At 65.2% G+C, this 24,366-nt stretch carries 25 protein-coding genes and 1 riboswitch; of the genes, 13 read left to right on the top strand and 12 right to left on the bottom strand.

All coding sequences use genetic code 11. The features are described 5' to 3' along the window. A complete protein-coding gene (locus EPO50_RS28220) occupies positions 1-990 on the bottom strand; it encodes a LysR family transcriptional regulator (RefSeq protein ID WP_296349847.1) in 990 nt (329 codons plus the stop codon). A 132-nt stretch (positions 991-1,122) separates the two neighbouring features. On the opposite strand from EPO50_RS28220, the gene EPO50_RS28215 reads away from it, so the two are divergent. From EPO50_RS28215 to EPO50_RS28200, 4 genes are all read left to right on the top strand, one after another. Further along, positions 1,123-2,097, top strand: a complete 975-nt coding sequence (locus EPO50_RS28215) for a tripartite tricarboxylate transporter substrate binding protein (RefSeq protein ID WP_296349846.1) — start codon at positions 1,123-1,125, stop codon at positions 2,095-2,097. An 8-nt stretch (positions 2,098-2,105) separates the two neighbouring features. Further along, the gene (locus tag EPO50_RS28210) at positions 2,106-3,341 is read left to right on the top strand and encodes a CaiB/BaiF CoA-transferase family protein (RefSeq protein WP_296349953.1); all 1,236 of its coding nucleotides are present in this window, start codon (positions 2,106-2,108) and stop codon (positions 3,339-3,341) included. Positions 3,342-3,446: 105 nt separating this feature from the next. Beyond that, positions 3,447-4,223, top strand: a complete 777-nt coding sequence (locus EPO50_RS28205; RefSeq protein WP_296349844.1) for an enoyl-CoA hydratase/isomerase family protein — start codon at positions 3,447-3,449, stop codon at positions 4,221-4,223. Between the two features lie 80 nt (positions 4,224-4,303). Continuing rightward, the gene (locus EPO50_RS28200; protein ID WP_296349952.1) at positions 4,304-6,652 is read left to right on the top strand and encodes a Tex family protein; all 2,349 of its coding nucleotides are present in this window, start codon (positions 4,304-4,306) and stop codon (positions 6,650-6,652) included. Between the two features lie 60 nt (positions 6,653-6,712). On the opposite strand, the gene EPO50_RS28195 is transcribed toward EPO50_RS28200, so the two are convergent. The 3 genes from EPO50_RS28195 to EPO50_RS28185 form a co-directional block, all read right to left on the bottom strand. Further along, a complete protein-coding gene (locus EPO50_RS28195) occupies positions 6,713-7,456 on the bottom strand; it encodes a creatininase family protein (RefSeq protein ID WP_296349842.1) in 744 nt (247 codons plus the stop codon). 64 nt (positions 7,457-7,520) lie between these two features. Next, positions 7,521-8,144, bottom strand: coding sequence for a hypothetical protein (locus EPO50_RS28190; RefSeq protein WP_296349841.1), 624 nt, complete (start codon positions 8,142-8,144; stop codon positions 7,521-7,523). Positions 8,145-8,224: 80 nt separating this feature from the next. Then, positions 8,225-9,388: a diaminopropionate ammonia-lyase gene (locus EPO50_RS28185; RefSeq protein WP_296349839.1), complete on the bottom strand. Its 1,164-nt coding sequence runs from the start codon at positions 9,386-9,388 to the stop codon at positions 8,225-8,227. A gap of 45 nt (positions 9,389-9,433) precedes the next feature. On the opposite strand from EPO50_RS28185, the gene EPO50_RS28180 reads away from it, so the two are divergent. Together EPO50_RS28180 and EPO50_RS28175 are read left to right on the top strand one after the other, a co-directional pair. Further along, positions 9,434-9,700, top strand: a complete 267-nt coding sequence (locus EPO50_RS28180) for a DUF6489 family protein (RefSeq protein WP_020699140.1) — start codon at positions 9,434-9,436, stop codon at positions 9,698-9,700. Between the two features lie 7 nt (positions 9,701-9,707). Continuing rightward, positions 9,708-10,094, top strand: coding sequence for a (2Fe-2S) ferredoxin domain-containing protein (locus EPO50_RS28175; protein ID WP_296349837.1), 387 nt, complete (start codon positions 9,708-9,710; stop codon positions 10,092-10,094). Between the two features lie 11 nt (positions 10,095-10,105). Here EPO50_RS28175 and EPO50_RS28170 read toward each other — a convergent pair whose 3' ends face one another. From EPO50_RS28170 to EPO50_RS28160, 3 genes are read right to left on the bottom strand one after another with little or no spacing between them, the layout of a single operon-like run. Further along, positions 10,106-10,852 (bottom strand): (2Fe-2S) ferredoxin domain-containing protein, encoded by a 747-nt coding sequence (locus EPO50_RS28170; protein ID WP_296349835.1) that lies wholly within the window; start codon positions 10,850-10,852, stop codon positions 10,106-10,108. A gap of 13 nt (positions 10,853-10,865) precedes the next feature. Beyond that, positions 10,866-11,588, bottom strand: a complete 723-nt coding sequence (locus tag EPO50_RS28165; protein ID WP_296349833.1) for an HAD family hydrolase — start codon at positions 11,586-11,588, stop codon at positions 10,866-10,868. 16 nt (positions 11,589-11,604) lie between these two features. Then, positions 11,605-12,777 (bottom strand): penicillin-binding protein activator, encoded by a 1,173-nt coding sequence (locus EPO50_RS28160; RefSeq protein ID WP_296349831.1) that lies wholly within the window; start codon positions 12,775-12,777, stop codon positions 11,605-11,607. Positions 12,778-12,901: 124 nt separating this feature from the next. Here EPO50_RS28160 and rsmI point away from each other — a divergent pair, with 124 nt between their 5' ends. The 7 genes from rsmI (at position 12,902) to fumC (ending at position 18,450) form a co-directional block, all read left to right on the top strand. Then, positions 12,902-13,726 (top strand): 16S rRNA (cytidine(1402)-2'-O)-methyltransferase, encoded by an 825-nt coding sequence (gene rsmI, locus EPO50_RS28155; RefSeq protein ID WP_296349829.1) that lies wholly within the window; start codon positions 12,902-12,904, stop codon positions 13,724-13,726. Positions 13,727-13,736: 10 nt separating this feature from the next. Next, on the top strand, positions 13,737-14,102 hold the full coding sequence (locus EPO50_RS28150; protein ID WP_296349827.1) for a YraN family protein: 366 nt from the start codon (positions 13,737-13,739) through the stop codon (positions 14,100-14,102). A 3-nt stretch (positions 14,103-14,105) separates the two neighbouring features. Continuing rightward, positions 14,106-14,951 (top strand): SirB1 family protein, encoded by an 846-nt coding sequence (locus EPO50_RS28145; RefSeq protein WP_296349826.1) that lies wholly within the window; start codon positions 14,106-14,108, stop codon positions 14,949-14,951. A gap of 63 nt (positions 14,952-15,014) precedes the next feature. Then, complete coding sequence (gene gshB / locus EPO50_RS28140) at positions 15,015-15,971, top strand: glutathione synthase (RefSeq protein WP_296349824.1); 957 nt, start codon at positions 15,015-15,017, stop codon at positions 15,969-15,971. A 13-nt stretch (positions 15,972-15,984) separates the two neighbouring features. Next, positions 15,985-16,551 carry an ankyrin repeat domain-containing protein gene (locus tag EPO50_RS28135; RefSeq protein WP_296349822.1) on the top strand — a complete coding sequence of 189 codons (567 nt, stop codon included), beginning with the start codon at positions 15,985-15,987 and terminating at the stop codon, positions 16,549-16,551. Beyond that, positions 16,548-16,991, top strand: a complete 444-nt coding sequence (gene arfB / locus EPO50_RS28130) for an alternative ribosome rescue aminoacyl-tRNA hydrolase ArfB (RefSeq protein WP_296349820.1) — start codon at positions 16,548-16,550, stop codon at positions 16,989-16,991. Before EPO50_RS28135 ends, arfB begins: the two co-directional genes overlap by 4 nt. A gap of 55 nt (positions 16,992-17,046) precedes the next feature. Next, on the top strand, positions 17,047-18,450 hold the full coding sequence (gene fumC / locus EPO50_RS28125; protein WP_296349818.1) for a class II fumarate hydratase: 1,404 nt from the start codon (positions 17,047-17,049) through the stop codon (positions 18,448-18,450). Between the two features lie 29 nt (positions 18,451-18,479). Here fumC and EPO50_RS28120 read toward each other — a convergent pair whose 3' ends face one another. From EPO50_RS28120 to EPO50_RS28100, 5 genes are all read right to left on the bottom strand, one after another. Continuing rightward, entirely contained in the window at positions 18,480-19,706 is a 1,227-nt protein-coding gene (locus EPO50_RS28120) for a threonine/serine exporter ThrE family protein (RefSeq protein WP_296349816.1), read from the bottom strand. An 8-nt stretch (positions 19,707-19,714) separates the two neighbouring features. Beyond that, positions 19,715-21,208 carry a malate dehydrogenase (quinone) gene (mqo, locus tag EPO50_RS28115; RefSeq protein ID WP_296349814.1) on the bottom strand — a complete coding sequence of 498 codons (1,494 nt, stop codon included), beginning with the start codon at positions 21,206-21,208 and terminating at the stop codon, positions 19,715-19,717. Positions 21,209-21,225: 17 nt separating this feature from the next. Further along, positions 21,226-21,618, bottom strand: a complete 393-nt coding sequence (locus tag EPO50_RS28110) for a hypothetical protein (protein WP_296349812.1) — start codon at positions 21,616-21,618, stop codon at positions 21,226-21,228. Continuing rightward, the gene (locus EPO50_RS28105) at positions 21,587-22,111 is read right to left on the bottom strand and encodes a hypothetical protein (RefSeq protein ID WP_296349810.1); all 525 of its coding nucleotides are present in this window, start codon (positions 22,109-22,111) and stop codon (positions 21,587-21,589) included. The genes EPO50_RS28110 and EPO50_RS28105 overlap by 32 nt, the downstream gene beginning before the upstream one ends. 109 nt (positions 22,112-22,220) lie before the next feature. Further along, a complete protein-coding gene (locus EPO50_RS28100; RefSeq protein WP_296349808.1) occupies positions 22,221-24,011 on the bottom strand; it encodes a fatty acyl-AMP ligase in 1,791 nt (596 codons plus the stop codon). A 78-nt stretch (positions 24,012-24,089) separates the two neighbouring features. Next, a riboswitch (cobalamin riboswitch) is annotated at positions 24,090-24,295 on the bottom strand. Positions 24,296-24,366: the final 71 nt, after the last annotated feature.

The following is a 24,366-nucleotide window of genomic DNA, read 5'->3' as shown; positions in this document are numbered from 1 at the left end:
TTATCGAGTGGCGACTGCCTTCATCGACGGCCTTTGCCGGATTGGGCTGACGAGCCGGCCCGGCCACTCGCCTTCGTCGACCAGCTCCTGCGTGGTGCTGAGGATCAGCGCCTCCATAGCGGTCATCGCACTGGTCGCGGGGATATTCTCCAGGCGGCAGAGATAGACGGTTCGCACCGGCCTGGGCTGCACCAGCCGAACAGCTGAGACGCGCCGTTCGGCGAGGGCGTCGACGACCGAGGGATAGGAGAGGATCGTATGGCCGAGTCCGTCGCCCGCGATGGCGATGAGCTGCGGGATTGAATCGACGTCGGCCAGCACATTCAGTCTGACCTGCGCCTGCTGGGCATAGCGTTCGATCACCTGGCGCAGGCTGTTCTGTGACGAGGGTAGCATCAGCGGGATATCGGCCAGGTCGGCGAACCTGATGTTCCGGCTTTCGAAGGTACCCGTCTTGTGGCGGCCGGCAGGAGGCGGGCCAATCAGAACCAATTCCTCTTCGACGAGGCCGCGGTAGCGCAGGCCGCTGCTCTTGTCCCTCAGGAAGGTCATGCCGAGGTCGATGGTGCGGCCGACGAGCTGACTCGGCACATGGCCGGTCGACGTCTCGACGATCTGCAAGTGCAGACGAGGCCATCGCCGTATGACGTCACGCACCAGACGCGGCGTCAGGGCCATGCCGATGGATTGCGGCATGCCGATCGCGATCGACCCCACCGGTTCCGAGGCCCCTTCGCGCACGTCCTCGCAGGCAAAGCGAAGTTTCTCGAGCACGTCGCGGCTGTGAGCGAGGAAGCGCTGTCCTGCCGCAGTGGCGACGACGCCTCGGGACGATCGCTCAAGAAGTTTCACACCGAGCTCGGCTTCCATCCGCTTGAGATGGAGGCTGAGCGCCGGTTGCGCGATGTGCAGCTCGGCGGCGGCCCGGGAGATCGAGCCAGTCGTCACCATGGCAACGAAATAGCGCAGGCTTCGCACGTCGATGGACACGGCAGCAGACCTCTAGGGCATATCAAAAAATTATGGCCCGTATCCTAAGACTGTATTGGATCAATGGCGACCAGTTCCGGATTCTCCGCGCCGCCTCGACGATTCCAGCCTCGGGGCGAGGGAGGAAAAATCATGGTTACCCGTCGCACCGTCCTCGCAGGCGTCGCTGCTTCCACATTTGCCCGGCCAGCCCTTGCATCGTCGTGGCCCACCAAGCCTGTTCGCATCGTCGTTCCCTTTCCGGCAGGCGGTCCGACGGATTTCATCGTCCGCCTGCTGACGGCCAAGCTGTCGGAAATTCTGGGGCAGACGGTGCTGGTCGAGAATCGTGCCGGCGCGAGCGGCTATCTTGGCAACCAGGCGGTCGTCGACGGGCCGGCCGATGGCTACACGCTGGTGCACAACACGGTGGGCGTGCAGGCGATCAATCCGCTGATGTATCCCGACTCGCGCTTCAATCCGCAGCGCGACCTGGTCGGCGTCGCCACCACGGCGACCATGCCCAATGTGCTGGTCGTCAATCCGGCCAAGGTCGACGTGAAATCCCTGAAGGAGCTGGTCGAGCTCGGCCGCAAGGAGCCCCACAAGCTGAGCTGCGCCAATTTCGGCAACGGTACTTCGGCGCACATCTACGGCTCGCTGCTGCAGAAGGTCGGCGGCTTCCAGGCGACCGAAGTCTCCTATCGCGGCAGCGCCCAGGCACTGAACGACGTGGTCGGCGGCCAGGTCGATTTCCTGTTCGACAACATGACCACCTGCGTGAGCTTCGTTCAGTCGGGCAAGTTGCGCGGGCTCGCCATCACCGCGCCGACCCGATCCACACTGCTGCCGGACGTGCCCACCATGGCCGAAGCGGGACTGCCGGCCGTCGATCTCAAATTCTGGTTCGCGTTGCTTGCGCCCGTACGCACGCCTCCCGAGGTGATCGCCCGATTGCAGGACGCGGTCGGCAAGGCGATGGCCGACCCGGCCTATGCCGCCGCATTGCGGGCACGTGGCGCCGAACCGCTGGTAACTCCTCCTGCCGAGTTGGCCGCCTTCTTGACGAGCGACTCGAAGCGGTGGGCGGACGCTGCCCGGCAGATCGGCGTCAAGCCACAGGAGTGACGGTGAGCATGCAACCGCTGCGCGGGCTGCGCGTCCTGGATTTCAGCAAGGTCTTGGCGGGACCCATGTGCACCCAGGCTCTGGGCGACCTCGGCGCCGACATCGTCAAGGTCGAAGGCAAGGACGGCGGCGACGACACGCGCGGTTGGCCGCCGTTCCGCGAAGGCAGCGGTGCGGTCTTTCTCTCGGCTAATCGCAACAAACGCAGCTTGGCGCTGGACCTCAAGACGCCGCAGGGCCGGGAGGTCGTTCACCGGCTGGCGGCCACCGCCGATGTCGTGGTCGAGAGCTTCGGTCCCGGTGTCACCGAACGTCTGGGCATCGATTTCGCCACGTTGAAGCAACACAACCCGCGTCTCATCTACTGCAGCATCTCGGGTTTTGGCCGCACCGGCCCCCTGGCGCACGGCAAGGGTTACGACATGATCCTGCAGGCCTTCACCGGCATGGTGTCGATCATGGGCGAGCCCGACAACGGTCCGGTCCGGGCGCCGTTTTCGCCGGTCGATCAGGGCACCGGCATGCATGCCTATTCGAGCATCCTCGCGGCGCTGTTGAATAGAGATCGTACCGGTGAGGGATGTCGCATCGACGTTTCCCTGTTCGACACCGGTGTGAGCTTCCTTGGCTACATGCTGCAGGCTTACTGGGAGCGCGGGACCGAGCCGGCGCGCTACGGCTGTGCGCACGAATCGCTCTGCCCGTATCAGGCATTCGAGGCGTCGGATCGGCCCGTGCTGATCGGGATCGCCAGCGAATCCCTTTGGAGGCGCTTCTGCGAGGTGAGCGGCCTGCAGCAGCTTCTGGCGGATCCGCGCTTTCGCACCAACGCCGATCGCGTGCGCCATCGCGAGGAGACCGTCGCCGCTGTCGCTTTCGTGATTCGGCAACGCAGCTCGGCCGAGTGGGTCGATCTGCTCACGACGGAAGGCATTCCCTGCTCGCTGATCAACGGCTTCGCCGATCTGATGGCGCATCCGCACACGCGCCACAGCGGCCTCGTGGCGGCCTATGAAAGCGAAACCTATGGGCCTTTGCAGGCGGTCGTTCCGCCCGTCCGCTTCGATGGCGCGCGCGCGATGCCGGGCCGCGCAGCGCCGTGCTTGGGAGAGCATACGGCGGAAATCCTGCGAGACGCGGGATTCACGGGTGCGGAAATCGACCGGTTGGTCGACGCGAACGTTGTAGCGGTACGTGAGGCGAAACCGACCGAGGTGCAGAACACGCGCGCGCGAGCCCTCTAGACGGCATCATCGTGTCGCCCGATGGAGTATGGGGGCGCGCGATGTGGCAACGTGGTGACCGCGTGGCGCCTTGGCGTCATCCACAGTTCTAGTCGAGGTTTTTCAATGACGAACGCCGTCACCTATTCCGTATCCGAAGGTATTGCCGATATCGTCCTCACCCGTCCGCCGGTAAATGCGCTCGACCTTGTGACGGTGCGGGAGATCATCGCGGCGCTGCGCCGGGCGGCGGCCGATACGGATGTGGGTGCCGTCGTAATTTCAAGCGGTACGCCGCGCCGCTTCTGTGCCGGTCTCGATCTCGATCAGGTGCAGGGCAAGTCGGTCACCGAGATGCACACACTCCTGTCGGCGCTCTACGTCGAGCTGCACGACGTCCAGCTCGGCCTCGGCAAGCCCTCGATTGCGGCGGTGGCCGGCGCGGCTCGCGGCGCAGGGATGACCCTCTCGATTTCCTGCGACGTGATCATAGCCAGCGAGAAGGCGACCTTCGGCTATCCCGAGATCGATGTTGGGCTCATCCCCGGCATCCACTTCGTCCACCTGCCGCGCATCATCGGCAAGCATCGCGCCTTCGAGCTGCTGTTCAGCGGCCGCTCCTTCGATGCTGCCGAGGCTGCATCGCTGGGATTGGTGAGCAAGATCGTGCCGGATGCCGAGGTTCTCGCCGAGGCGCACAAGCTCGCGCGCACCTTCGCCGCCAAATCACCGGAGGTGATGCGGCTGGCCCGCGCTGCCTTTGGCCGGGCGTGCGACATGGACTATCGCAGGAACGTTGCGGAGATCGTCGAGGCGTTCTGCACCATCGCCTCGACATCCGATAGCCAGGAAGGTGTCAACGCCTTTGCGGCGAAGCGGCCTCCGGTCTGGAAGCCGCGCTGAGCGCGCAGCTTCTTCGAACGACTTGAAGAGTCACAGGCGCACCGTCCATACCCGTCAGCTTGACGAGGAGGTGTTTCTTGGTGGCTTCCATCCAGGCGCGTATTGCCGAAGAACTCGGGGTCAAAGAGCAGCAGGTCCAGGCCGCGGCCGATCTGCTGGATGGCGGGGCAACGGTCCCCTTCATCGCGCGCTACCGTAAGGAAGTCACCGGATCGCTGGACGATGTTCAGCTACGCACGCTCGAGGAGCGGCTGCGGTATCTGCGCGAGCTGGAGGCGCGGCGCAAGGTCATCCTCGATTCCGTCCGCGAGCAGGGCAAGCTCGATGCCAAGCTCGAAGCGGCGATCCTGGCGGCCGACAGCAAGGGCCGGCTCGAGGACATCTATCTTCCCTACAAGCCCAAGCGCCGCACCAAGGCCGAGATCGCCAAGGAGGCGGGCCTCGAACCGCTGGCGAACCTGCTGCTGCAGGAGCCGCAGAATGTGCCCCAGACCAGCGCGGAGCCTTTTGTTTCGGCCGAGAAGAACGTTGCCGACGTCGCGGCGGCACTGGACGGTGCGCGCGCCATTCTCACCGAGCGCTTTGCCGAGAATGCCGACCTGATCGGCGCCCTGCGCGAGGAATTCTGGGCCAATGCGCGCCTCAAGTCCGAGGTGCGCGAGGGCAAGAAGGAGGCGGGCGCCAAGTTCAGCGACTATTTTGATTTCTCGGAAGCCTTCGGCAAGATGCCGTCGCATCGCGTGCTGGCGCTTTTCCGTGGCGAGCGGGAAGAAGTCCTCGGCCTGACGGTCGAGCCGGACGATCCCGCGACGCGCCCTCCTGTCAGCCTGTACGAGCTGCGCATCATGCGCGCCTACGGCATCGTCGATCAGGGACGGCCGGGCGACAAGTGGCTCGCCGATACCGTGCGCTGGGCGTGGCGCACGAAGATCTTCGTCACACTGTCGATCGATCTCAGGCTGCGCCTGTGGAACGGGGCCGAGGAAGAAGCCGTACGCGTATTCGCGGCCAACCTGCGCGACCTCCTGCTCGCCGCGCCGGCGGGCGCCCGGCCGACGCTGGGGCTGGATCCCGGCTTCCGGACCGGCGTGAAGGTCGCGGTGGTCGACGCCACCGGCAAGGTGGTGGCGACCAGCACGATCTTCCCGCACGAACCGCAGCGGCGCTGGGACGAGGCGCTCGCCATCCTGGCGAGGCTTGTGCGCGAGCATAAGGTGGAGCTGATCGCGATCGGCAACGGCACCGCCTCACGCGAAACCGACAAGCTCGCGATCGAGCTGGTGAAGGGGCTGGCGGATCTCAAGCTGCACAAGATCGTGGTGTCGGAGGCCGGCGCATCGGTCTATTCGGCCTCGGCTTATGCGTCGGAGGAATTGCCTGAGCTCGACGTGACCTTGCGGGGCGCGGTGTCGATCGCGCGCCGGCTGCAGGATCCGCTGGCGGAACTGGTGAAGATCGATCCGAAGTCGATCGGCGTCGGCCAGTACCAGCACGACCTCAGCGAGTTCAAGCTGTCGCGCTCGCTCGACGCCGTGGTCGAGGACTGCGTGAACGGCGTCGGTGTGGATCTGAACACAGCGTCCGCGCCGCTGCTGGCGCGGGTGTCGGGCATCGGCCAGGGGCTGGCCCAGAGCATCGTGTCCCATCGCGATACGCACGGCCGGTTCCGGTCGCGCAAGATGCTGAAGGACGTGCCACGGCTCGGTCCCAAGGCGTTCGAGCAATGCGCCGGCTTCCTGCGCATCTCCGGCGGCGACGATCCGCTCGACGCCTCGGCGGTGCATCCCGAATCCTATCCGGTGGTGCGCCGGATCATCGACGCCACCAAGAGCGACATCGGCAGCCTGCTTGGAAATGCACATGTCCTGCGCGCGCTCTCGCCCGCATCATTCGTCGACGACAAGTTCGGCCTGCCCACCGTCACCGACATCCTGCGCGAGATGGAGAAGCCGGGACGCGATCCGCGGCCGGCCTTCAAGACGGCGGAGTTCAAGGCCGGGGTCGAGACGCTAAACGATCTCGAGCCGGGGATGGTGCTGGAAGGCGTCGTCACGAACGTCGCGGCGTTCGGGGCGTTCGTCGATATCGGCGTGCACCAGGATGGCCTGGTGCACGTGTCGGCGATGTCCAAGACCTTCGTGAAGGACCCGCGCGCCGTGGTGAAGTCGGGCGACGTCGTGCGCGTGAAGGTGCTGGAGGTCGACAAGCCGCGCAAGCGTATCAGCCTGACATTGCGGCTCGACGACCAGGCCGGCAGCCAGCCGGCGCGATCCGCCGGCGCCGACCGCGGAGCCAATCGAGGTGCCAATCCTGGAGCCTCCGGGCGCGGTCAGGGCAGCCCGCAGGCCGGCAAGGCGAGCTCTCCCGGAGGCGCGATGGCGGACGCCTTGCGGCGTGCCGGCCTCGGCACGCGCAACGGAACGAATTGATCAGGTCAATAGCGTCCGCAGCGCGACCGGTTCACGTCTGGTTTTGCTGAGGCCCAACCTCTAGCGCGCGATCCAAGCTTCGTAGTCGCGCGCTACTTCTTCGACGGCGGTGTCGTAGAAGCGCTTGCCGTGTTCGGGTGTCGCCTGGTTGGGGTCCGATCCGATGCGGCCATCGGGGAAGGCGCGGCGATAGTCCTCGGCGTCGGCGAAGGAGCCATTGGGCGCGATGCGCGGCTCCATCTGCTTCTGCTGCATCGTCTCGGGGTATTTGTACCAGGTGAGCGCCACTTCCGAGGCGGTGGCGTGGCTGCCCTCGCCGACCGGGTAGAGCTCCTGGCTGAGCCGCTTGATGCCGGGACCATCCCACCAGTTGCGCAAGGCGCACTTGATGGAGGGCTGGTTGCTGAGCTTCTCCATCGAGCGCTCGGCGTAGATTTCGGAGAACGCCGCCGTCACCGTGGCGATGTTGCCGCCATGCCCGTTCACGAAGAAGAAGCGGGTGAAGCCATGCCGTGCCAACGACACGACCGTATCGCGCACGACCGCGATCAGGGTCGTGGGCTTGAGCGTAATCGAGCCGGCAAAAGCCAGGTGATGCTGCGCCATGCCGACCGAGATGGTCGGCGCCACCAGTGCGCCTACCTTCTCGCCCGCGCCGCGGCCGATCATTTCGGCGGTCAACGCATCGGTACCGATCAGGCCGGTCGGCCCATGCTGCTCGGTCGAGCCGATCGGGATGATGATGCCGGTCTTGGTCTTGAGGTAGTCGTCGACGAACTGCCAAGTCTTGAGCTGAAGCTGCACGAAACGAAACTCCTGTAGGATTTGGCCCACAGGATGCTTCGCCCGTGATGATCAAGCAAGGCGCTCAGCTTGTCGGTATGACCTTCGCGCCGAGGCGCCGGCGGTCGAGGTCGGCAAGGGCCTTGTCGCGCGCGTCGGCGAGCTTCTTGAGTTCGATCGTGCACAACTCGCGATTGCCCGAATTGCAGCGGGTTTCGATTGTCTTGATCTCGGCGTTGGCGCCTTCCTCGATCCGAGACTTGATCCCGGCAAAGTGGGCATCACGTGCCTCGTCGGTCGGAAAACTTGCCGGTGTCAGCACGACCAAGACCCGGTCCGAGTACTTGTTGTTGGCGCCGGAAGCGGCGTCGACCATCACGCCAACCAGGCCACCTAGCAGGAGATTGCCTACAGTGGCACCGGTGAAGCTCGACACGAGGACTTCGTTCGATTGCTCGTAGCCCTCCCGCGTACAGCTCACGATTACGTCGTCCTTGGAACGGGCAACATTGACTCGTCCTGGCGTCGCCTTGACGAAACCAATAGTGGTGCCCAGCCGGTCGATTTTGCATTCGGCGCCTGGCGGTTGCGATTCGATAGATACGTCCTGAGTGGTGCCACCGACCACTGTGGCACAGGCGGAAGCGACGAAGCCCAACGCGACAACGGCGGCCAGACGGCCTGCCGCTGCCAATTTCTCAACTAACACGCTATTTCCTCCCTGGCCGTTAAGCCGGCCTGGGGGAACACTACTTTAACGATACAGAACTAATCAAGAACAACCTGAAGTTATGCCGGCTCTTCGCCGAGATTGCCCTCGCTGTTGATCAACAGCACGCGCGACTTCTTGTTGAGGCCGAGCGCCTTGAAAGCCGCTTCGTCGGTGCAGACGCGGGTGAGCCCGGCGAGGCCGGCGCACCCCGACGGGCCGGACTCGATGGCGGGGTCGTCCTCCAGCGGGTTTGCGAAGAGGTGCCGCGCCGGCGTCACGTCTTCTTCCTCGATGGTCATGAACCAGTCGGCAGCCTCGCCGACGACAGGCCAGGTGAGCGGCGAGATTTCGCGACAGGCGAGGCCGCCCATCACCGTGTCGGCCTTGCCGCTTGCCGGCATGGGTTTGCCGGCGAGGTTGCTCTGGAACCAGCAATCCGCACTGACCGGCTCGACGACGACGAAGATTGGCCGCTTGTCGCAGATAGCCCAGAGATAGCCGATCACTGCGGCGGCCAGCCCGCCGACGCCGGCCTGGATGAAGACATGGGTGGGCGCCACGCCCCATTGATCGACCCCCGCCTCGTGGACCAGCACGGTGTAGCCGCGCATGACGCTCTTCGGCACCCGCTCGTAGCCCTCCCACGAAGTGTCGGAGATGATCGTCCAGCCGTTCGTCTCGGATTGCCGGCGGCATTCGGCGACGGCGGTATCGTAATCGCCATCGACCCGGATCACCTCGGCGCCGCGGGAACGGATCGCGGCCTCTTTCGCCGCGCTGGTGAATTTCGGCAGGAAGACGACGCAGCGGTTGCCGAACAGTTTGGCGCCGGCCGCGACTGAGCGGCCGTGGTTGCCCGAGCTCGCCGTAGCGAAGACGTACTGGCTGGTGATGTCGCGGTCTTGGCCCTGCATCACTTGCTCGAAGCTCGCGGAGCTGTGATAGGCCTCGCCGATCGCGCCGGAAAGTTCGTTGTAGACGGCGATCACGCCACCGAGCGCCTTGAAGGCACCGAAGCCGAAACGCTGGCTCTCGTCCTTGACCCGGATCTCTCCTACGCCCAGCCGTTCGGCCAGCGCCGGCAGCTCGTACAGCGGCGTCGGCTTGTGCGCCGGGCACTTCCTGAGGTCCTCGCAGAGCTCGGGAACGCCGTTGGGATTGATCACGCGCTGCTGGGCGCTGCCGAATTCGAGGTTGCGCTTGGCACGGGGGTTGGGGGCCAGCCAGGGAGGGGTCGTCATGTCGGGGTCATAGCATGCTATGGTCGTGGAAACGGAGAGCAGACCATGAAAGTGAACGTCGAAGTGACCTGCACGCCCGAGGAGGCCCGCGCCTTTTTTGGCCTGCCGGATATCAAGCCGATGCAGGATCGTATCATGGGCGAGATCGAGGAGCGCCTGCGCTCCAGCCTGGGCGCCATGAATCCGGAGACGGTGTTCAAGACCTGGCTGCCTGCCTCCATGCAGGGCATCGACCAGATGCAGCAGATGCAGCAGGCCTTCTGGAGCCAGCTTGCCAATATCGCTACGGGCACGGGCGGCAAGAAGGAATAGCGTGATCATGAGCCAGCGTGACAAGCCAGCCGATCCCAAGCCTTATTACGAAGCCCACGTCTTCTGCTGCACCAATCGTCGCCCAGCCGGCCATCCGCGTGGCTGCTGCGCGGAGAAGGGTGGCGAGGCGCTGCGGGACCATATGAAGAGCCGCGCCAAGGCGCTCGGCCTCAAGAACGTGCGCATCAACAATGCCGGTTGCCTCGATCGCTGCGAGCTGGGGCCGACGTTGGTCATCTATCCCGAAGGCGTCTGGTACACGGTGCCGACCAAGGAGGATATCGACGAGGTGCTGGAAACGCATCTCGTGAAGGGTGATCGGGTCGAGCGGCTGATGTTGCAGCCCAACGAGAAGCTGCCGTCGGATCGCAAGGTGCCGACAACGGTCGGGTAACTGTTGCGCCGTCAGCCGCGCAATCGCTGCTTGGTGCCAGTGGGCAGATAAGCGAGGTCATCGACTACCTCGCCCCGCAGCAGATGACTTTCGACGATGCGGTCGACGCCTGCTTCGTCGACGCCGCCATAGAAGGTGCCTTCCGGCCAGACCTGCAGGACTGGGGCGAGCGAGCAGGGGCCGAGGCAGCTCGTCTTGGCGCTCATCGTGCCCTCGCCGGTCGTCCGCAGCGAAAGGCGCTTCTGCTCATTGCGCAGGTGGCCCCAGATCATCTCCGCCCCGGCGCGAATGCAGGGACCGCCCTGGCAGACGAGCACACGGCGGCGCTGTGCCGGCACGACCGATCCTTCGAGTGCCGGTGGTGTCGTCACCTTCTCGATCGTCACTGCTTCTCTCTCCGCAGCGTCGACGGTTGCCGCGAGCAGCTCACGCATCATCGTCTGCCGGCTGAACCCGGGAGCGATGCGGATTTCGGGCCAGGGCCGTGTGTCGGCGCCTTGCCAGCGCTGCAGCGAGCGCTTCACGCCGGTGATGAAGCTCGGCTCGACCGGGACGAGGATCGGCAGGATCATCACAGGCTCCTGCACCTGCATCAGCTCGTCGATCGCGGATCGCAGGGAGGGTGTGCCTTCCTCGGCGAAGGCAAAGAGGACGCGCGCGACACCTGGCAAGGAGACGGTCTGGTCGCGTAGCCCTTCCATCTCGCGCAAGGCGGCGCCCGTCGTGGCCGAGCGGGCAAGCAGCAGGATATTCTTCATTGAGGGATAGGCGCTATTCGACCAGCTCGGCCAGGCGCTTGATGATGCGTGTCGGCTTGGCTGTTGCTTGCACGGGCACGCCCGCCTCGAACGGGTCGTACCAGATACCGCACATGCCCAGCGCCTGTGGCGCCACGACTTCCCATTCGAAGTTGTCGCCGACCATCCAGGCATCGGCAGCGTCGACGCCCAGCCGTTCCAGCGCGTGGCGATAGACGGCCAGCTCGGGTTTGCCCTGGCCGAACTCGCCCTCGATCTGGATGTGGTGGAAACGATGCGCCAGCTCGAAGCGCTCGATCTTGGCACGCTGCGTCACGCCGGCGCCGTTGGTCACCAGCGCCAGCCGAACGCCGGCATCTCGCAGCGCGTCGACCGTGGCATGGGCGTCGGGATAGAGCCGGTATTCCTGGCGGCGCAGCTCGGTGAAGGAATCGGCGATGCGGTCGGCCAGCGCATCGTCGGGCCGGCCCAGCCGGGCAAGACCGCGACGCACCGAGAGGCGGCGGGCGCCGGGAATGTCGAGCCGCCATTTTGCGGCCGCGAGAGGGTCGCTCCAGAAGGCGCGTGCTTCCTCCATTACCGCGGCGCGCACACGCTCGATGGCGGCGGGCTCGTGGGCGTCGAGATGCGCGGCGAAAACGTTGAGCAAACGCGTCCAGGCTTCCTCGGGCTGGGCGTAGGCGCGGATCAGCGTGTCGTCGAGGTCGAACAGGATCGCACGGGGAAGGACGGGCATTGTCGGTTCGCAATCGTCAGTTGGTCGGCCGACCCGCGAAGCTCGTGGGCGCGGGGCTCACGACCACGCCGCGGTCGCCCTGGATTTCGATCACCGCCAGCGCGCGCTCGGAACGGCCGTCGGGGAAGAAACGGAAGATGCCGTCGACGCCTGACCAGCCGCTGGGGCTGGTGATCGCGTCGGCTGAGAAGTCGCCACCGGGCTTCAGGCGCGCCAGATGTCCGGCCAGCGCCACGCCATCATAGGCGAGCGTGGCGAGGCGATGCGGCGGACGGCCGTAGGTCGAGGCGAACTTGCGCTCGAAATCGGCGCGTCGCGCCGGATCGGGAGCGGCATACCAGGCGCCCCGCAGCATGGTTTCGTTGCCGATGCTCGGCGTATCCCACACGCCGGTGCCGATGAACTGCACGGCGCGGCCGTCGATCCCCGCCGTGGTAAGGGCTGCCAGCACGGCGGACACCCGCGGCGGCGCCACCGGCACCAGGATGGCGAGCTTGCCTTCGCCCTTGGTCTCCTCGGCGAGGCGGCGCGCCGGCGTGGCAAGATCGGTGGCGTTGGCATCGAAGAACTCGACGCCCACCACCGAGCCACCGCGCACTGCGACGTGGCTCTCCAGGGTGCGCGCCATCTGTTCACCGTAGGAGGTCTGCGGTGCAAAGGTGGCGAAGCGGCGGATGCCTGACTCGATCGCCCTGTCGACGACGCGGCGGACCTGCGGCGGCGCGGCGATACCCATGATCCAGACGCCGCGCTGCGCCACCTGCTCGTCGTTGGAGAAAGAAATGACATTGGCGCCGCCCTGGCTGACCAGTGGTACCAAGGCGGTCGCCGAAGTGCCGTAGAGCGGTCCAAGCACCAGGGCCGCACCGTCGGTGCGCGCCTTGCGATAGGCCTCGACGGCCGTGTCGGCGCTATCACCGCTGTCATAAGCGGAAAGCGCCAGATCCTTGGCGCCGGTATCGAACAGCGCCATCTCGGCAGCTTGCTGCATTTGCTGGCCGATGGGCGCGGCGCGGCCGCTGAGCGGCAACAGGAGGGCGATGCGTGCCTTGCCGGACGCTGTCGTGGTCGAACCGGCCTGCGGCGCAGTCGTGGTCAGCGAAGCAGGCGTGCTAGTCTTGGGCGACCCACCGCAGGCGCCCAACAAAAGGGCAGAGGTGGCGAGCGCGATGAGAGACCTGCGCATCATCGGTGCGAAACTCCGGCTAACGGCTGCAGAAAGATTGAGAACGGACGACGTGAGCGAACAAGTGCAAGCTGATGGCCAAGCTACCGGGGGGCAGGCCCCACGTAAACCGCCGCTGGAGGCGGGGTTGCACATTGTTGCCACACCGATTGGCAACATGGGCGACATCACGCTGCGTGCACTCGACGTTCTGCGCGCAGCCGACCTGATCGCCTGCGAGGATACACGAGTGTTCGCCAAGCTCGCCAGTCATTATGGCATCGCCGGTCCGACCGTGGCCTACAGCGACGCGACGCAGGACGCCGCCGAACCGCGCATCGTGCGCGCGCTGGCCGCCGGCAAGCGGGTGGCGCTGGTCTCAGATGCCGGCATGCCTTTGATTTCCGATCCTGGCTACCGGCTGGTCCGTGCCGCGCTGGCGGCCGGACACAAGGTGAGTTCGGCGCCGGGCGCTTCGGCCGTGCCTATGGCGCTGGCGCTCTCCGGTCTGCCGACGGATCGCTTCTTTTTCGCGGGTTTCCTGCCGGCCAAATCGACCGAGCGCCGCCGGGCGATCGGCGAGGCAGGCTCGGTGCCGTCGACCCTGGTCTTCTTCGAGGCGCCGCATCGGCTCGCGGAGTCGCTGCAGGATCTCGCCGAACTGCTGGGTGACCGTCCGGCTGCCGTGGCACGCGAACTCACGAAACTGTTCGAGGAAGTGCGTCGCGCCTCGTTGCACGAGTTGGCAGCCTACTATGCCCGCCATCCCGATGTGAGAGGCGAGATCGTGATCGTGATCGGCCCGCCTTCCGAAGAGACGACACAGAGTGGTGAAACGATCGACGCTGCATTGCGCACGGCGATGGAAGGGGCTTCAGTAAAGGATGCCGCGGCCGAAGTGGCGGCGCGTTACGGACTCAAACGCCGAGACGTCTATGCCCGGGCGCTGGAACTGAAGCGGGGTGCCGCATGAGTGTTGTCGTATGACTGTGGAGGCGCGCCAGCGGGCCCATCGGCTGGGCCATGCCGCGGAATGGCGCGCGGTGTGGCGGCTTCGGATCGCGGGCTACACGATCCTGGCACGACGCTACAAAACGCGGCTGGGTGAGATCGACATCGTGGCGCGGCGCGGCAACGTGCTGGCCTTCGTCGAGGTGAAGGCACGGCGACAGGTGACGGCGGCCGCCGACGCGTTGGGGCAGCGGCAGTTCGGCCGGGTGGCGCGTTCCGCCAGCCTGTTCCTCGCAGAGCATCCGCGCTATGCCGTCTGTGCGGTGCGATTCGATGCGGTGCTGGTGGGGGGCTTCTGGCCGCGACACTTGCCCGATGTCTGGCAACCGCCGGAGTGAGATGTGTCGGACACCGAGCACCATAGCCAGCAAGGCCTGTCGCGGTTGCGCGATCTCTGTGCCGGCGATGGGGATCGGCTGGACTTGCTGGAGGCGGGCTTTGCGCTCAGCACGCTGCATGCGGCGGAGAGCCTCGATCTCGTGCCGTTCCGCCAGCATGTCGCGTCGATGGCCGACGCCGTCGCCGACCTGGTACGCCGGCGCGGCCCGGCGCCCGAGATGCTGGCTGAGGTAATCGCACGCGCCTATGCCTATCGTGGCGACAGCGAAACCTACGACGATCTGCAGAATGCCGACCTCGTGCGGGTCATCGAGCGGCGCAAGGGCCTGCCGGTGGCGCTGTCGATCCTTTACTTGCACGTCGCGCGCGCTCAGGCGTGGCAGGCCGAAGGCTTGGCTTTCCCAGGCCATTTCCTGATCCGCATCGGCATCGACGGCGCGCGGCACGTCATCGATCCCTTCCATGAAGGCAGTGTGCGCGATGCAACGGAGCTGCGCGCCTTGCTGCAGCAGGTGCTGGGACCCGATGCCGAGCTGCAACCCAGCCATTTCGATCCTGTGTCTGATCGCGACGTGCTGCTGCGTCTGGAGAACAATGTACGGCTACGGTTGGCCAAGCGCGAAGACTGGGCGCAGGCGGCGCGTTCGCTCGACCGCATGCTGGCGATCGCGCCGGACCGTGCCGACCTGCTGTTCGAGGCTGGCCAACTCAACGCCCGCCTCGACAAACGCCGAGCCGCCATTGCCGCCTATGAGCGTCTGCTCGGCCTCGGGGAGGGGACAGGCGATCCCGAATTGCGCCGCCGCGCCGCGATCCTGTTGCAGGAACTGCGTCGCGGCCTTAACTGAAGCCTGCGACGCTCCCGGCGTCATCGCTGCCCATCTTCCTTATCGATTGCGCAAGGAAATCTCATGAAGCTCAAGGTCGCCATCCAGATGGACCATGTGTCGACGATCGACATCGACGGCGACTCGACCTTCGTGTTGGGGCTGGAGGCGGAACGCCGCGGCTACGAGGTTTGGCACTATACGCCGCCAGACCTGATCTTCCGCGATCGCAAGGTGATGGCGCGCGCCCAGCCGATGAAGCTCCGGCGCGAGAAGGGCAATCACTTCACTCTGGGCGCGCCTGAGATGCTCGACCTTTCCAAGGTCGATGTCGTGCTGCTGCGCCAGGACCCGCCGTTTGACATGTCCTACATCACGACAACGCATCTCCTGGAGCATGTGCATCCCAAGACCCTGGTGGTGAACGATCCGGCGAGCGTTCGCAATGCACCGGAAAAGCTCTACGTCACGCATTTCGACGGCGTGATGCCGCCGACGCTGATCACCTCCGACGTGCGCGCCATTCGCGAGTTCCGCGACGAGCACAAGGACATCATCCTGAAGCCACTGTTCGGCAACGGCGGCGCCGGCGTTTTTCGTGTCCGGCCCGATGACGAGAATTTTGCGTCCCTGCTCGAGATGTTCTCGCAGAAGAGCCGCGAGCCGGTGATTGCCCAGCGCTACCTGCCGGAGGTGCGCAAGGGCGACAAGCGGATCATCCTGATCGACGGCAAGGCGGTCGGCGCCATCGATCGCGTGCCGGCGGCCGGCGAGGCACGCTCCAACATGCATGTCGGTGGCAAGGCGGTGAAGGCATCGCTCACCAAGCGCGACATCGAGCTTTGCGAGACGATTGGGCCGGAACTCGCGAGGCGTGGGCTGATCTTCGTCGGCATAGACGTCATTGGCGACTACCTTACCGAGATCAATGTCACGTCGCCGACTGGCCTTCAGCAGATCAATCGTTTCGATGGCGTCTCGCTGGAGGCACAAATCTGGGACCGTATCGAAGTCCGCTACCAGGAAACACGCCAGCCATAGTCGGGAGGAAGTGATGATTCGCCGTGCGTTCGTTTGTGGTTTCGTTGCATCGCTCGCGGCTTTGCCCGCCGGCACCGTTTTCGCGCAAACGGACATCTTCGCCCCGAAACCGATCGTGAAGGCCGTGCTCGAGGGTGACGAAGAAAAGGTGCGCCAAGCGCTGCTCAAGAATGAGAATCCGAATCAAACGGCCAATAACGGCACGCCGCTGCTGATCGTGGCCGTGCAGTCTGGCTCCATCCCCGTCGTCGAAACCCTGCTGAAGGGTGGAGCGATCGTCGATAGCATCGATCGCGAAAACTACACGGCCTTGATGCGAGCGACCGAGAAGAACGACGTCGACATCGTCGAGATCCTGCTGCGGCGGAACGCCAGCACACGCCCGCAGAATCGCCAGGGACAGACGGCGCTGATGATCGCCTCGGGGCGTGGCTATGCCGATATAGTCAAGCTGCTGCTCGACAAGAAGGCCGATCCCAACATGCGTGACTTCACTGGCCGCTCCGCCCTGGGCTACGCCAAACAGAACAATCGCGGCGCTGTCGATGCCATGCTGCGCCGCGCCGGCGGCAAGGAATGACCGTCGCCGCCGGGACCGCGCCGCTGCGGATCACCGGCGGCCTCAGCATCGATCCGTCCGAAATCCAGGAAAGCTTCGTGCGCGCTGCCGGGCCGGGCGGCCAGCACGTGAACACGACCTCGACAGCCGTGCAGCTACGCTTCGACGTGCGGCACTCACCCTCGCTACCCGAAGCCGTGCGGCAGCGGCTCGAGCGATTGGCGGGGCGGCGGCTGACGCGGGAGGGGGTGCTGGTCCTGGTGGCGCAGGGCCAGCGTAGTCAGCTCCGCAATCGCGAGGAGGCGCTCGCCCGCCTGATCGAGCTGATCAAAGAGGCCGCTCGTCCGCCAATCCCGCGCAAGAAGACCAAGCCGACCAAGGCCAGCAAGCGCCGGCGTGTCGATGACAAGAAGCGGCATGGCACGATCAAGTCCCTACGGCGCAAAGGGGCGCACGATTAGCTTTCATCCGCGTGGGCTATGCTAGTGTTGCCTCGTCCAATCAGGAGGTGCCCGGATGGCTGATGTTCGCAAGGAAACCGACAGCCTGGGCGAGGTGAGTGTTCCAGCCGACAAGCTCTGGGGCGCGCAGACCCAACGCTCGCTGGAGCATTTCAGCATCGGTCGAGATCTGATGCCGCGTGAGATGATCACGGCCTACGCGACGCTCAAGAAGGCCTGCGCCATCGCCAACCATGCCGACGGACGGCTGGACGCTACGGCGCACAAATTGATCCTGCAGGCCTGCGACGAGATCCTGGCGGGTCAACATCACGACATGTTCCCCCTGCATGTCTGGATGACCGGCAGCGGCACGCAGTTCAACATGAACGTGAACGAGGTGATCTCGAATCGCTGCTGCGAGCTTGCCGGGACGCCGCTCGGCTCCAAGAAGCCGGTCCATCCCAACGATCACGTGAACATGTCGCAATCCTCGAACGACACGTTCCCCTCGGTCATGTACATCGCCGCCGCCGTGAACACGGCGGAGCGGCTGCTGCCCGCGGTCAAGGCGATGCACGACGCGATCGCCGCCAAGGCAAAGGAATGGGACGGCATCGTCAAGATCGGCCGCACCCATATGCAGGACGCGACGCCCATCACCTTGGGGCAGGAGTGGTCAGGCTATGCCGGCATGCTGTCGGACAATGTCGGGCGCATCCAGGATGCGCTGAAGGACGTCTATCATCTGGCGTTGGGCGGCACGGCGGTCGGCACCGGCATCAATGCGGCCCCCGGCTTCGCCGAGGCGGGTGCCGCAGAGATCGCCAAGCTTACCGGGCTGCCCTTCGTCAGCGCACCCAACAAGTTCACCGTCCAGGGCGCGCACGATGCGCTGGTGCAACTTTCGGGCTCGTTTCGCACGCTCGCGGTCTCGCTCTACAAGATCGCCAACGATATCCGGCTGATGTCCTGCGGCCCGCGTGCCGGTTTTGCCGAGCTCGAGATCCCCGAGAACGAGCCCGGCTCGTCGATCATGCCGGGCAAGGTCAATCCGACCCAGGCCGAGGCGCTCACCATGATTGCCGTCCAGGTGATGGCCAACGACGTGGCGGTGGGCTTCGGCGGCGCCGGCGGCTACCTCGAGATGAACGTCTACAAGCCGCTGATGATCTACAACATCGCCCATTCGATCACCCTGATGACCGACGGCTGCGACAACTTCCGCAAGTACCTGATCGAGGGCACTAAGCCCAACCTCAAGAAGATCAAGGAGTATGTCGACCGTTCGTTGATGCTGGTGACGGCGCTGGCGCCGGTGATCGGCTACGACAAGGCCTCGCAGATCGCCCACTATGCCACCGACCACGACCTGACCTTGAAGCAGGCCGCGCTGAAGCTGGGCTTCGTGACCGAGGCCGAGTTCGACCGCGTCGTCGATCCGTCGAAGATGGTGCATCCCTACGTGGCGAAGGCCTAGCGTAGAAGGCGGGTGGCAAGGGGACGGGTTTACCTCTCGACCATCCAGTGCCGTTCCGTCGCAAATCGCGCGGCGGCCAGGCCCAGTGCCATCGCGCCCACCACGAAGCAGCAGATGGCACCGGCCTCGACGGCGGCCAGCACCTCGCCCTGGTTCAGGAGTACGATGGTTCGGAAGGCATAGATGCCGGGCGTCATGATGATGATGCCGGGCACCGTGAGGACGATCCGGGGAACGTGCAGGGTAGCGCGCGCCAGCGATGCGAGCAGCCCGACGACCAATGCGCCCAGGAAAGTGGCAGGTGGCAGATTCATGCCGAGATCGTGCAGCGCCAGTCGAAGTTCGTTGCCGGCCAGCGACAAGAGACCTACCGCCAGCACGATGCGGAGCCCGCTATTGTAGAGCAGGGCAAAGCCGCAGCCGCCGGCAAAGCTCGCAATCGCCCGCCACAGCAGGCTCATCGGCTCGATGCCCTGGCCTGGCGCTGGTGCTGGGACCGACGGCAGGCTCGCGATGCCGGCCACGACCGACAGGCCGAAGGCTGCCGCCAACAGGATCATCAACGCATAGAAGAGACGCGCCATGCCGGCGGTGGTCTGGTGTTGCACCAGATCGAGCAGGGCAGCGACCAGCGGGAAGCCCGGCACCAGGAAGAGGGCGGACGAGATGAAGCCCACCGCATGGGCTGCCGAAAAGCTGCGCCCTGCAACCGCGAACACGATAAGGCAGTAGAGGCCGGAGGCCAGCAGGGCGACGAAGGCACTGACGGCATACTGGTTGAGCCGTCGGCGAAAGAGCAGTGCGCGCACCGCCTGCCCGGTTGCGCCGGCAACCATTGCCGCCGCCGTGCCCAGCACGTCGCCGCCGTTGAGGTAGGAGAAGGCGGCTGAAGCGAGCCCGATGGCGATCGCCACCGTCGTGATGGAATGCAGGGGTCCCTTGGCTTCGATGCGATCGAGCTCGGTGTTGAGGACGGCAGGCGTGAGGTTCGAGGGGGTGTGATGGGCGAGCGTCTCGAGAGCTGAAATGCGCGCGGCATCGATACCCGGCGGTGCGATCTCGATCGCCAGTGTCGTGGCGCGGCCTTGTTGCCAGGCCGTTGCGGTGATGCCGCCCAGCGTAATGTGCAGCGCCAGCCGCTCGACGCCGAGTCGGGTTGCCAGCAAGTCCATGGCCTGGCGCACGCGGAAGGCCGTGTCGCCCGCGCGCAGCATCATCGCGCCGAAGCGCAGCAGGACGGGGAGGGCGTCGGTCACGGAACCCGTCAGACGGTGCGCAGGCCCAACACCTCGGCAGTTTCCTGGCGCACGCGCTCGACCAGAGCGGCATCCGTCTTCAGGTCGTGGCCGTAGGAGGGGATCATCTCCTTGAGCTTGGGCACCCAGTGGCCGACGAGCTCCTTGTGGAAGCAGTTCTCCAGCATGTGAACCATGATCCACACCGCGGTCGAGGCGCCGGGTGACGCGCCGAGCAGCGCCACGATGCTCGAATCGGCGGAATGCACGATATCGGTGCCGAACTCGAGCTTGCCGGTATGCAGCGCGTCCTTGCGGATGATCTGCACGCGCTGGCCGGCGACGTCGAACTCCCAGTCCTTCTCGTCCAGGCTGGGATAGAACTCGCGCAACGCCTCGAAGCGATGGCTGTCGCTCTGCAGCACCTGGCCGACGAGATATTCCTCGAGCGGAAAGTTGTCACGTCCCACGGCCAAGAGAGGCAGCAGATTGTCCGGCCGCACCGACTTTAGCAGGTCAAGCGGCGAGCCGTGTTTCAGGAACTTGGTCGAGAAGCCGGCATAGGGACCGAACAGCAGCCAGCGCTTGCCGTCGATGATGCGGGTATCGAGATGTGGCACGGACATCGGCGGCGTGCCGGTCGCGGCCATGCCGTAGACCTTGGCGTCGTGGCGGTCGGCGATCTCGGGTTTGCCGCAACGCAGCCAGATGCCGCTCACCGGGAAACCCGCGAAACCGTGAGCTTCGGGGATGTCCGACTTCTGCAAGAGCGAGATGGCTGCGCCGCCGGCACCGAGGAAGACATACTTGGCGCCGATGCGGCGCTTCTCGCCGGACTTCTCATCGGTCACATCGACCTGCCAGCCGCCATCCGACCGGCGGTGCAGGTCGGTCACCTCGTGATTGAAATGGATGTCGAAGCCGTCCTGGCGGCGAAGATAGGCGAGCAGGGCGGAGGTGAGGGCGCCATAGTTCACGTCGGCGCCAGTGATCATGCGCGTCGCGGCAACCGGTTGGCTGGGATCGCGACCTTCCATGATCAGCGGTACCCACTCGGCGATCTGCTTGTGGTCCTCTGAATATTCCATGCCGCGATAGCAGTGATGGGCACTCATCGTGGCGTGGCGCTTCTTCAGGAACGCGACACGGTCGGCGCCGGTGATGAAGCTCATGTGTGGCACCGGATGGATGAAGGCGTCGGCCGACGAGATTGCACCCTTGCGGATGAGGTACGACCAGAACTGGCGCGACATGTCGAACTCGACATTGACCTCCAGCGCCTTGGCGATGTCGACGCTGCCGTCAGGCCGCTGCGGCGTGTAGTTCAGCTCGCAGTTGGCGGCGTGGCCGGTACCGGCATTGTTCCAGGCGGCCGAGCTTTCCTGTGCTTCACCCGGCAGGCGTTCGATGATCTCGAGCCGGAGATGCGGCTGGAGCTCTTTCAGGAAGGTCGCCAGGGTCATGCTCATGATCCCCGCGCCGACTAGGACGACATCGGCGTCGTCTGGCTGATTGTCTGCCATTGCAGTCTCCCGGGATTCTATTTCTGTTGCACGCGCTTGAAGGGCACGACGGCGTCCTTGGCCAGCACGACGTAGAGCCGGCGCCATGGCTGGTCGTCGACCAGTTTCCAGGTATGGCCGCCACCGGCGGTGTCCTCGGCCAACAGGATGTCGCCCGGCGTCAGGACGAAGTGGTTGCCGCCGCGCGTCTGGAATTTGAGCGTTCCGCTCAAGGTGATCACGAGCTGGCGGACCGGCGCTGTATGCCAGGCGAGCGTGCCGCCGGCGCTGGTTTCCTGAAAGGAGGCCGTAGAGGTGCCGACCTTGCCGCTGAGCAGGTCGCCATGCGTTCCCGGCGTCAGCTCGATGGAACCTTCCTCGAAATGGGAATTCTCGTCCTCACCCGTCCAAATCCGTACGCACCGGATCATCTTGCCGCCCTGGGTTACCCGTTTGCCTCACTGTGGAGGAAGATAACACGGAAGACGCCGGCGTGGTGACACCACCACGACGACGTGGTGCCACGACATAGCGATATCGGCCATCGGGGAGGCCGATACGCTGGGCAATGCGGCGCTTACGGCGACCAGGCTCGGGTGGCAGCACGATTTGCTGGTAGAACTCGGCATCGGGACAGGTGGCGCGCAGCGCCGTGTCCGGCTTGATCTTGGGCGATGCGGCGAGGGCCGTCAGCGGGTCGAGAGCGGCAGGCCTGCTTTCGACGTGCAGGCGCCGCAAGCCGAGGGCGAGCCGCGCGGTCGCAATGAGCAGCCAGGCGAGGAGAGCCGGCAGGCCAAAACGGAAGAAGGGGTGAGTGCCCGGCTCGTTCCATACCCACGCAGTTGCGCCACCGAGAGCAAGAGCGGTGACGGCAGCGACTGCGAAGACAGCAATGGTGGCAAACTTGAAACGACGGGACGACATGCGGTCTCCTGGCGACGATCGCACGTGGTCCCCTGCTGCATAGTAGCGTGCCGAGCCGCGAGGTCGACCCTTTCTATCCCCCGATTCCTGTCTGCGGTTTGCCTTTGTCTTACGGTGTGGAAGGACGCAAATACGCGCCGCTCAGGAATCGCGTCTTCGCTTGCGTACGACTGAGCTTGCCGGACGATGTGAGCGGCAGGCCGATCTGGCGCGAAACCAGCTCGACACGACAGTCGACGCCGGCGGTTTCCTTCACGACCTGGCGAATATTGCCGATCAGCGCGTTGGTCTCGTCGGGTTCTGCAGGGAAGCTCTGGACCAGAACAACGACTTCCTCAATTCCACCATCAGTGGCCTCGAGCGAGAAGGCGCAGGCGTCGCCGCGGCGCAGGCGCGGCAGCGCTTCGACCGCCCATTCGATGTCCTGCGGCCAGATGTTGCGGCCGTTGACGATCATCAGGTCCTTGGCACGGCCGGTGATCACCAGCTCGCCCTCGGACCAGTAACCGAGATCGCCTGTGTCGAGCCAGCCGTCGTCGAGCACTGCGCGGCTCTCCTCGGCCTTCAGGTAATAACCGGGCATGACGCTGGGACCGTTGGCGAAGATGCGGCCGACGTGGCGCTCGGCCAGCGGCATGCCGCTTTCGCCGCGGACCTGCACGCGATGCCCATCCATTGGCCGACCGCAGGAGACGAACTCGCGATCACCGAATGTGTCGGTGCGGAAACCGGTGAAACGTCCGCCAAAGGTCAAGCCAACGCAGACTTCGGCCATGCCGTAGCTCGGCATGAAGGCGTGCGCGTCGAAGCCCCGCGAGGCGAAAGTCTCGGCGAAGCGGCGCAGCACGGCGGGCTGGATCATGTCGGCGCCGATGCCGGCCAGCTTCAAGCAGGAGAGGTCGATGTCGCCAGGCATCTGCGCCTGGGCGCGGCGCGCCACCAGGTCGTAGCCGAAGCCCGGGCTGTAGGTGATGGTGGCACGGCGGCGCGAGATCAGTGACAGCCACTGCATCGGTCGACGGGCGAACTCACGCGGCGCCAGCAGGTCGACGCTGCGCTGCGCGCACATCGGCGCCAGCACGAAACCGATCAAGCCCATATCGTGATAGAGCGGCAGCCAGCTCACGCCGGCGTCGTGTTCGTCGAGTTCCTGACGCGCGATCGAGCCGTCGATATTGGCCATGAGCTGGTCCTGGCGGATATCGACACCCATCGGCGCGCGCGTGCTGCCCGAGGAGAACTGAATGTAGCAGCGCTCACCGGCCGACAACGGTTGCAACTCGACAGGTGCTTCGGGCAGGGCATCAAAGAACGACATCGGCCCGATGAAGCGTGCCCAGGTGCCCATGGCCGCTGCTTCGGCAAAGCCCACGAGATCATCGGGCGCTACGACGCCGATGGCACCGGCCGCCACGATCTGGCGACGCAGCTGGGCGATGTAGCTTTCCTTGGCACCGAAACCGACCGGCACCGCGACCGGCACGGGCAGCACACCGGCGTATTGCGCGCCGAAGAAGGCAACGCAGAAGCCTGGCCAGGTATCAGCCACGATCACCAGCCGTTCGCCGCGGCCAATGCCGGCACCGATCAGCCGGCAGGCGAAGCGTCGTGCCTGCACACTGAGATCGGCATAGGACAGGCGGCTCAAGAGCTTGCCGCGTGCATCGAAGAAGTTGAGACCGGTTTCACCGCGAGCGGCATAGTCGAGCGCTTCGCAGAGACTTGAGAAACCACCGCGACGAAAGGGCAGGGACGTGTTCAACGTCGGTGTCGGCACCAACGCTTCTGGCGCCGCGGCAGAAGGTAGTGTCGAGGCATAACGTTGCAACCGGCTGGCCTCGCTGTCTGAAGCGAGGGTTTCCGGAAAACGCGCAGGCAAGACTTCACGGATCGACGTCATCGGACGATCTCCCAAACGGTTCGCACTAAGCGCGTCACCGCTCGGTTGACCGTCCCAATGGATCATCCCGTCCATCAGAAGAGCGACGCTATCGCCGGCAGGTCTTCTGGCTCACGGGTCGTTGCTCCTGCCCGTCTTCCCAGACCGTGAGGTCCAGTGACATCTGGGCATTCGCTCGCCGCTTACAGCTGCGGGTACAGCTGCCGATTGGCTCCAAAGAAGGGAGCGGCACGGCATTCCCTGTTCGCCCCCGGTTAAGGGGGACCGTCGATGCCGTCCTCGTTAAGGCCGGCAACGGCTGCGGTCAAGCGAGGTTGATCTTCTCCGTTGGACTTCGATGATCTACTGGTCGCCT

The organism is Reyranella sp., assembly GCF_004297405.1.
Taxonomy (GTDB): domain Bacteria; phylum Pseudomonadota; class Alphaproteobacteria; order Reyranellales; family Reyranellaceae; genus Reyranella.
The sequence above is the reverse complement of the archived record's forward strand: the minus strand, read 5'-3'. Positions and strand labels throughout refer to the sequence as shown.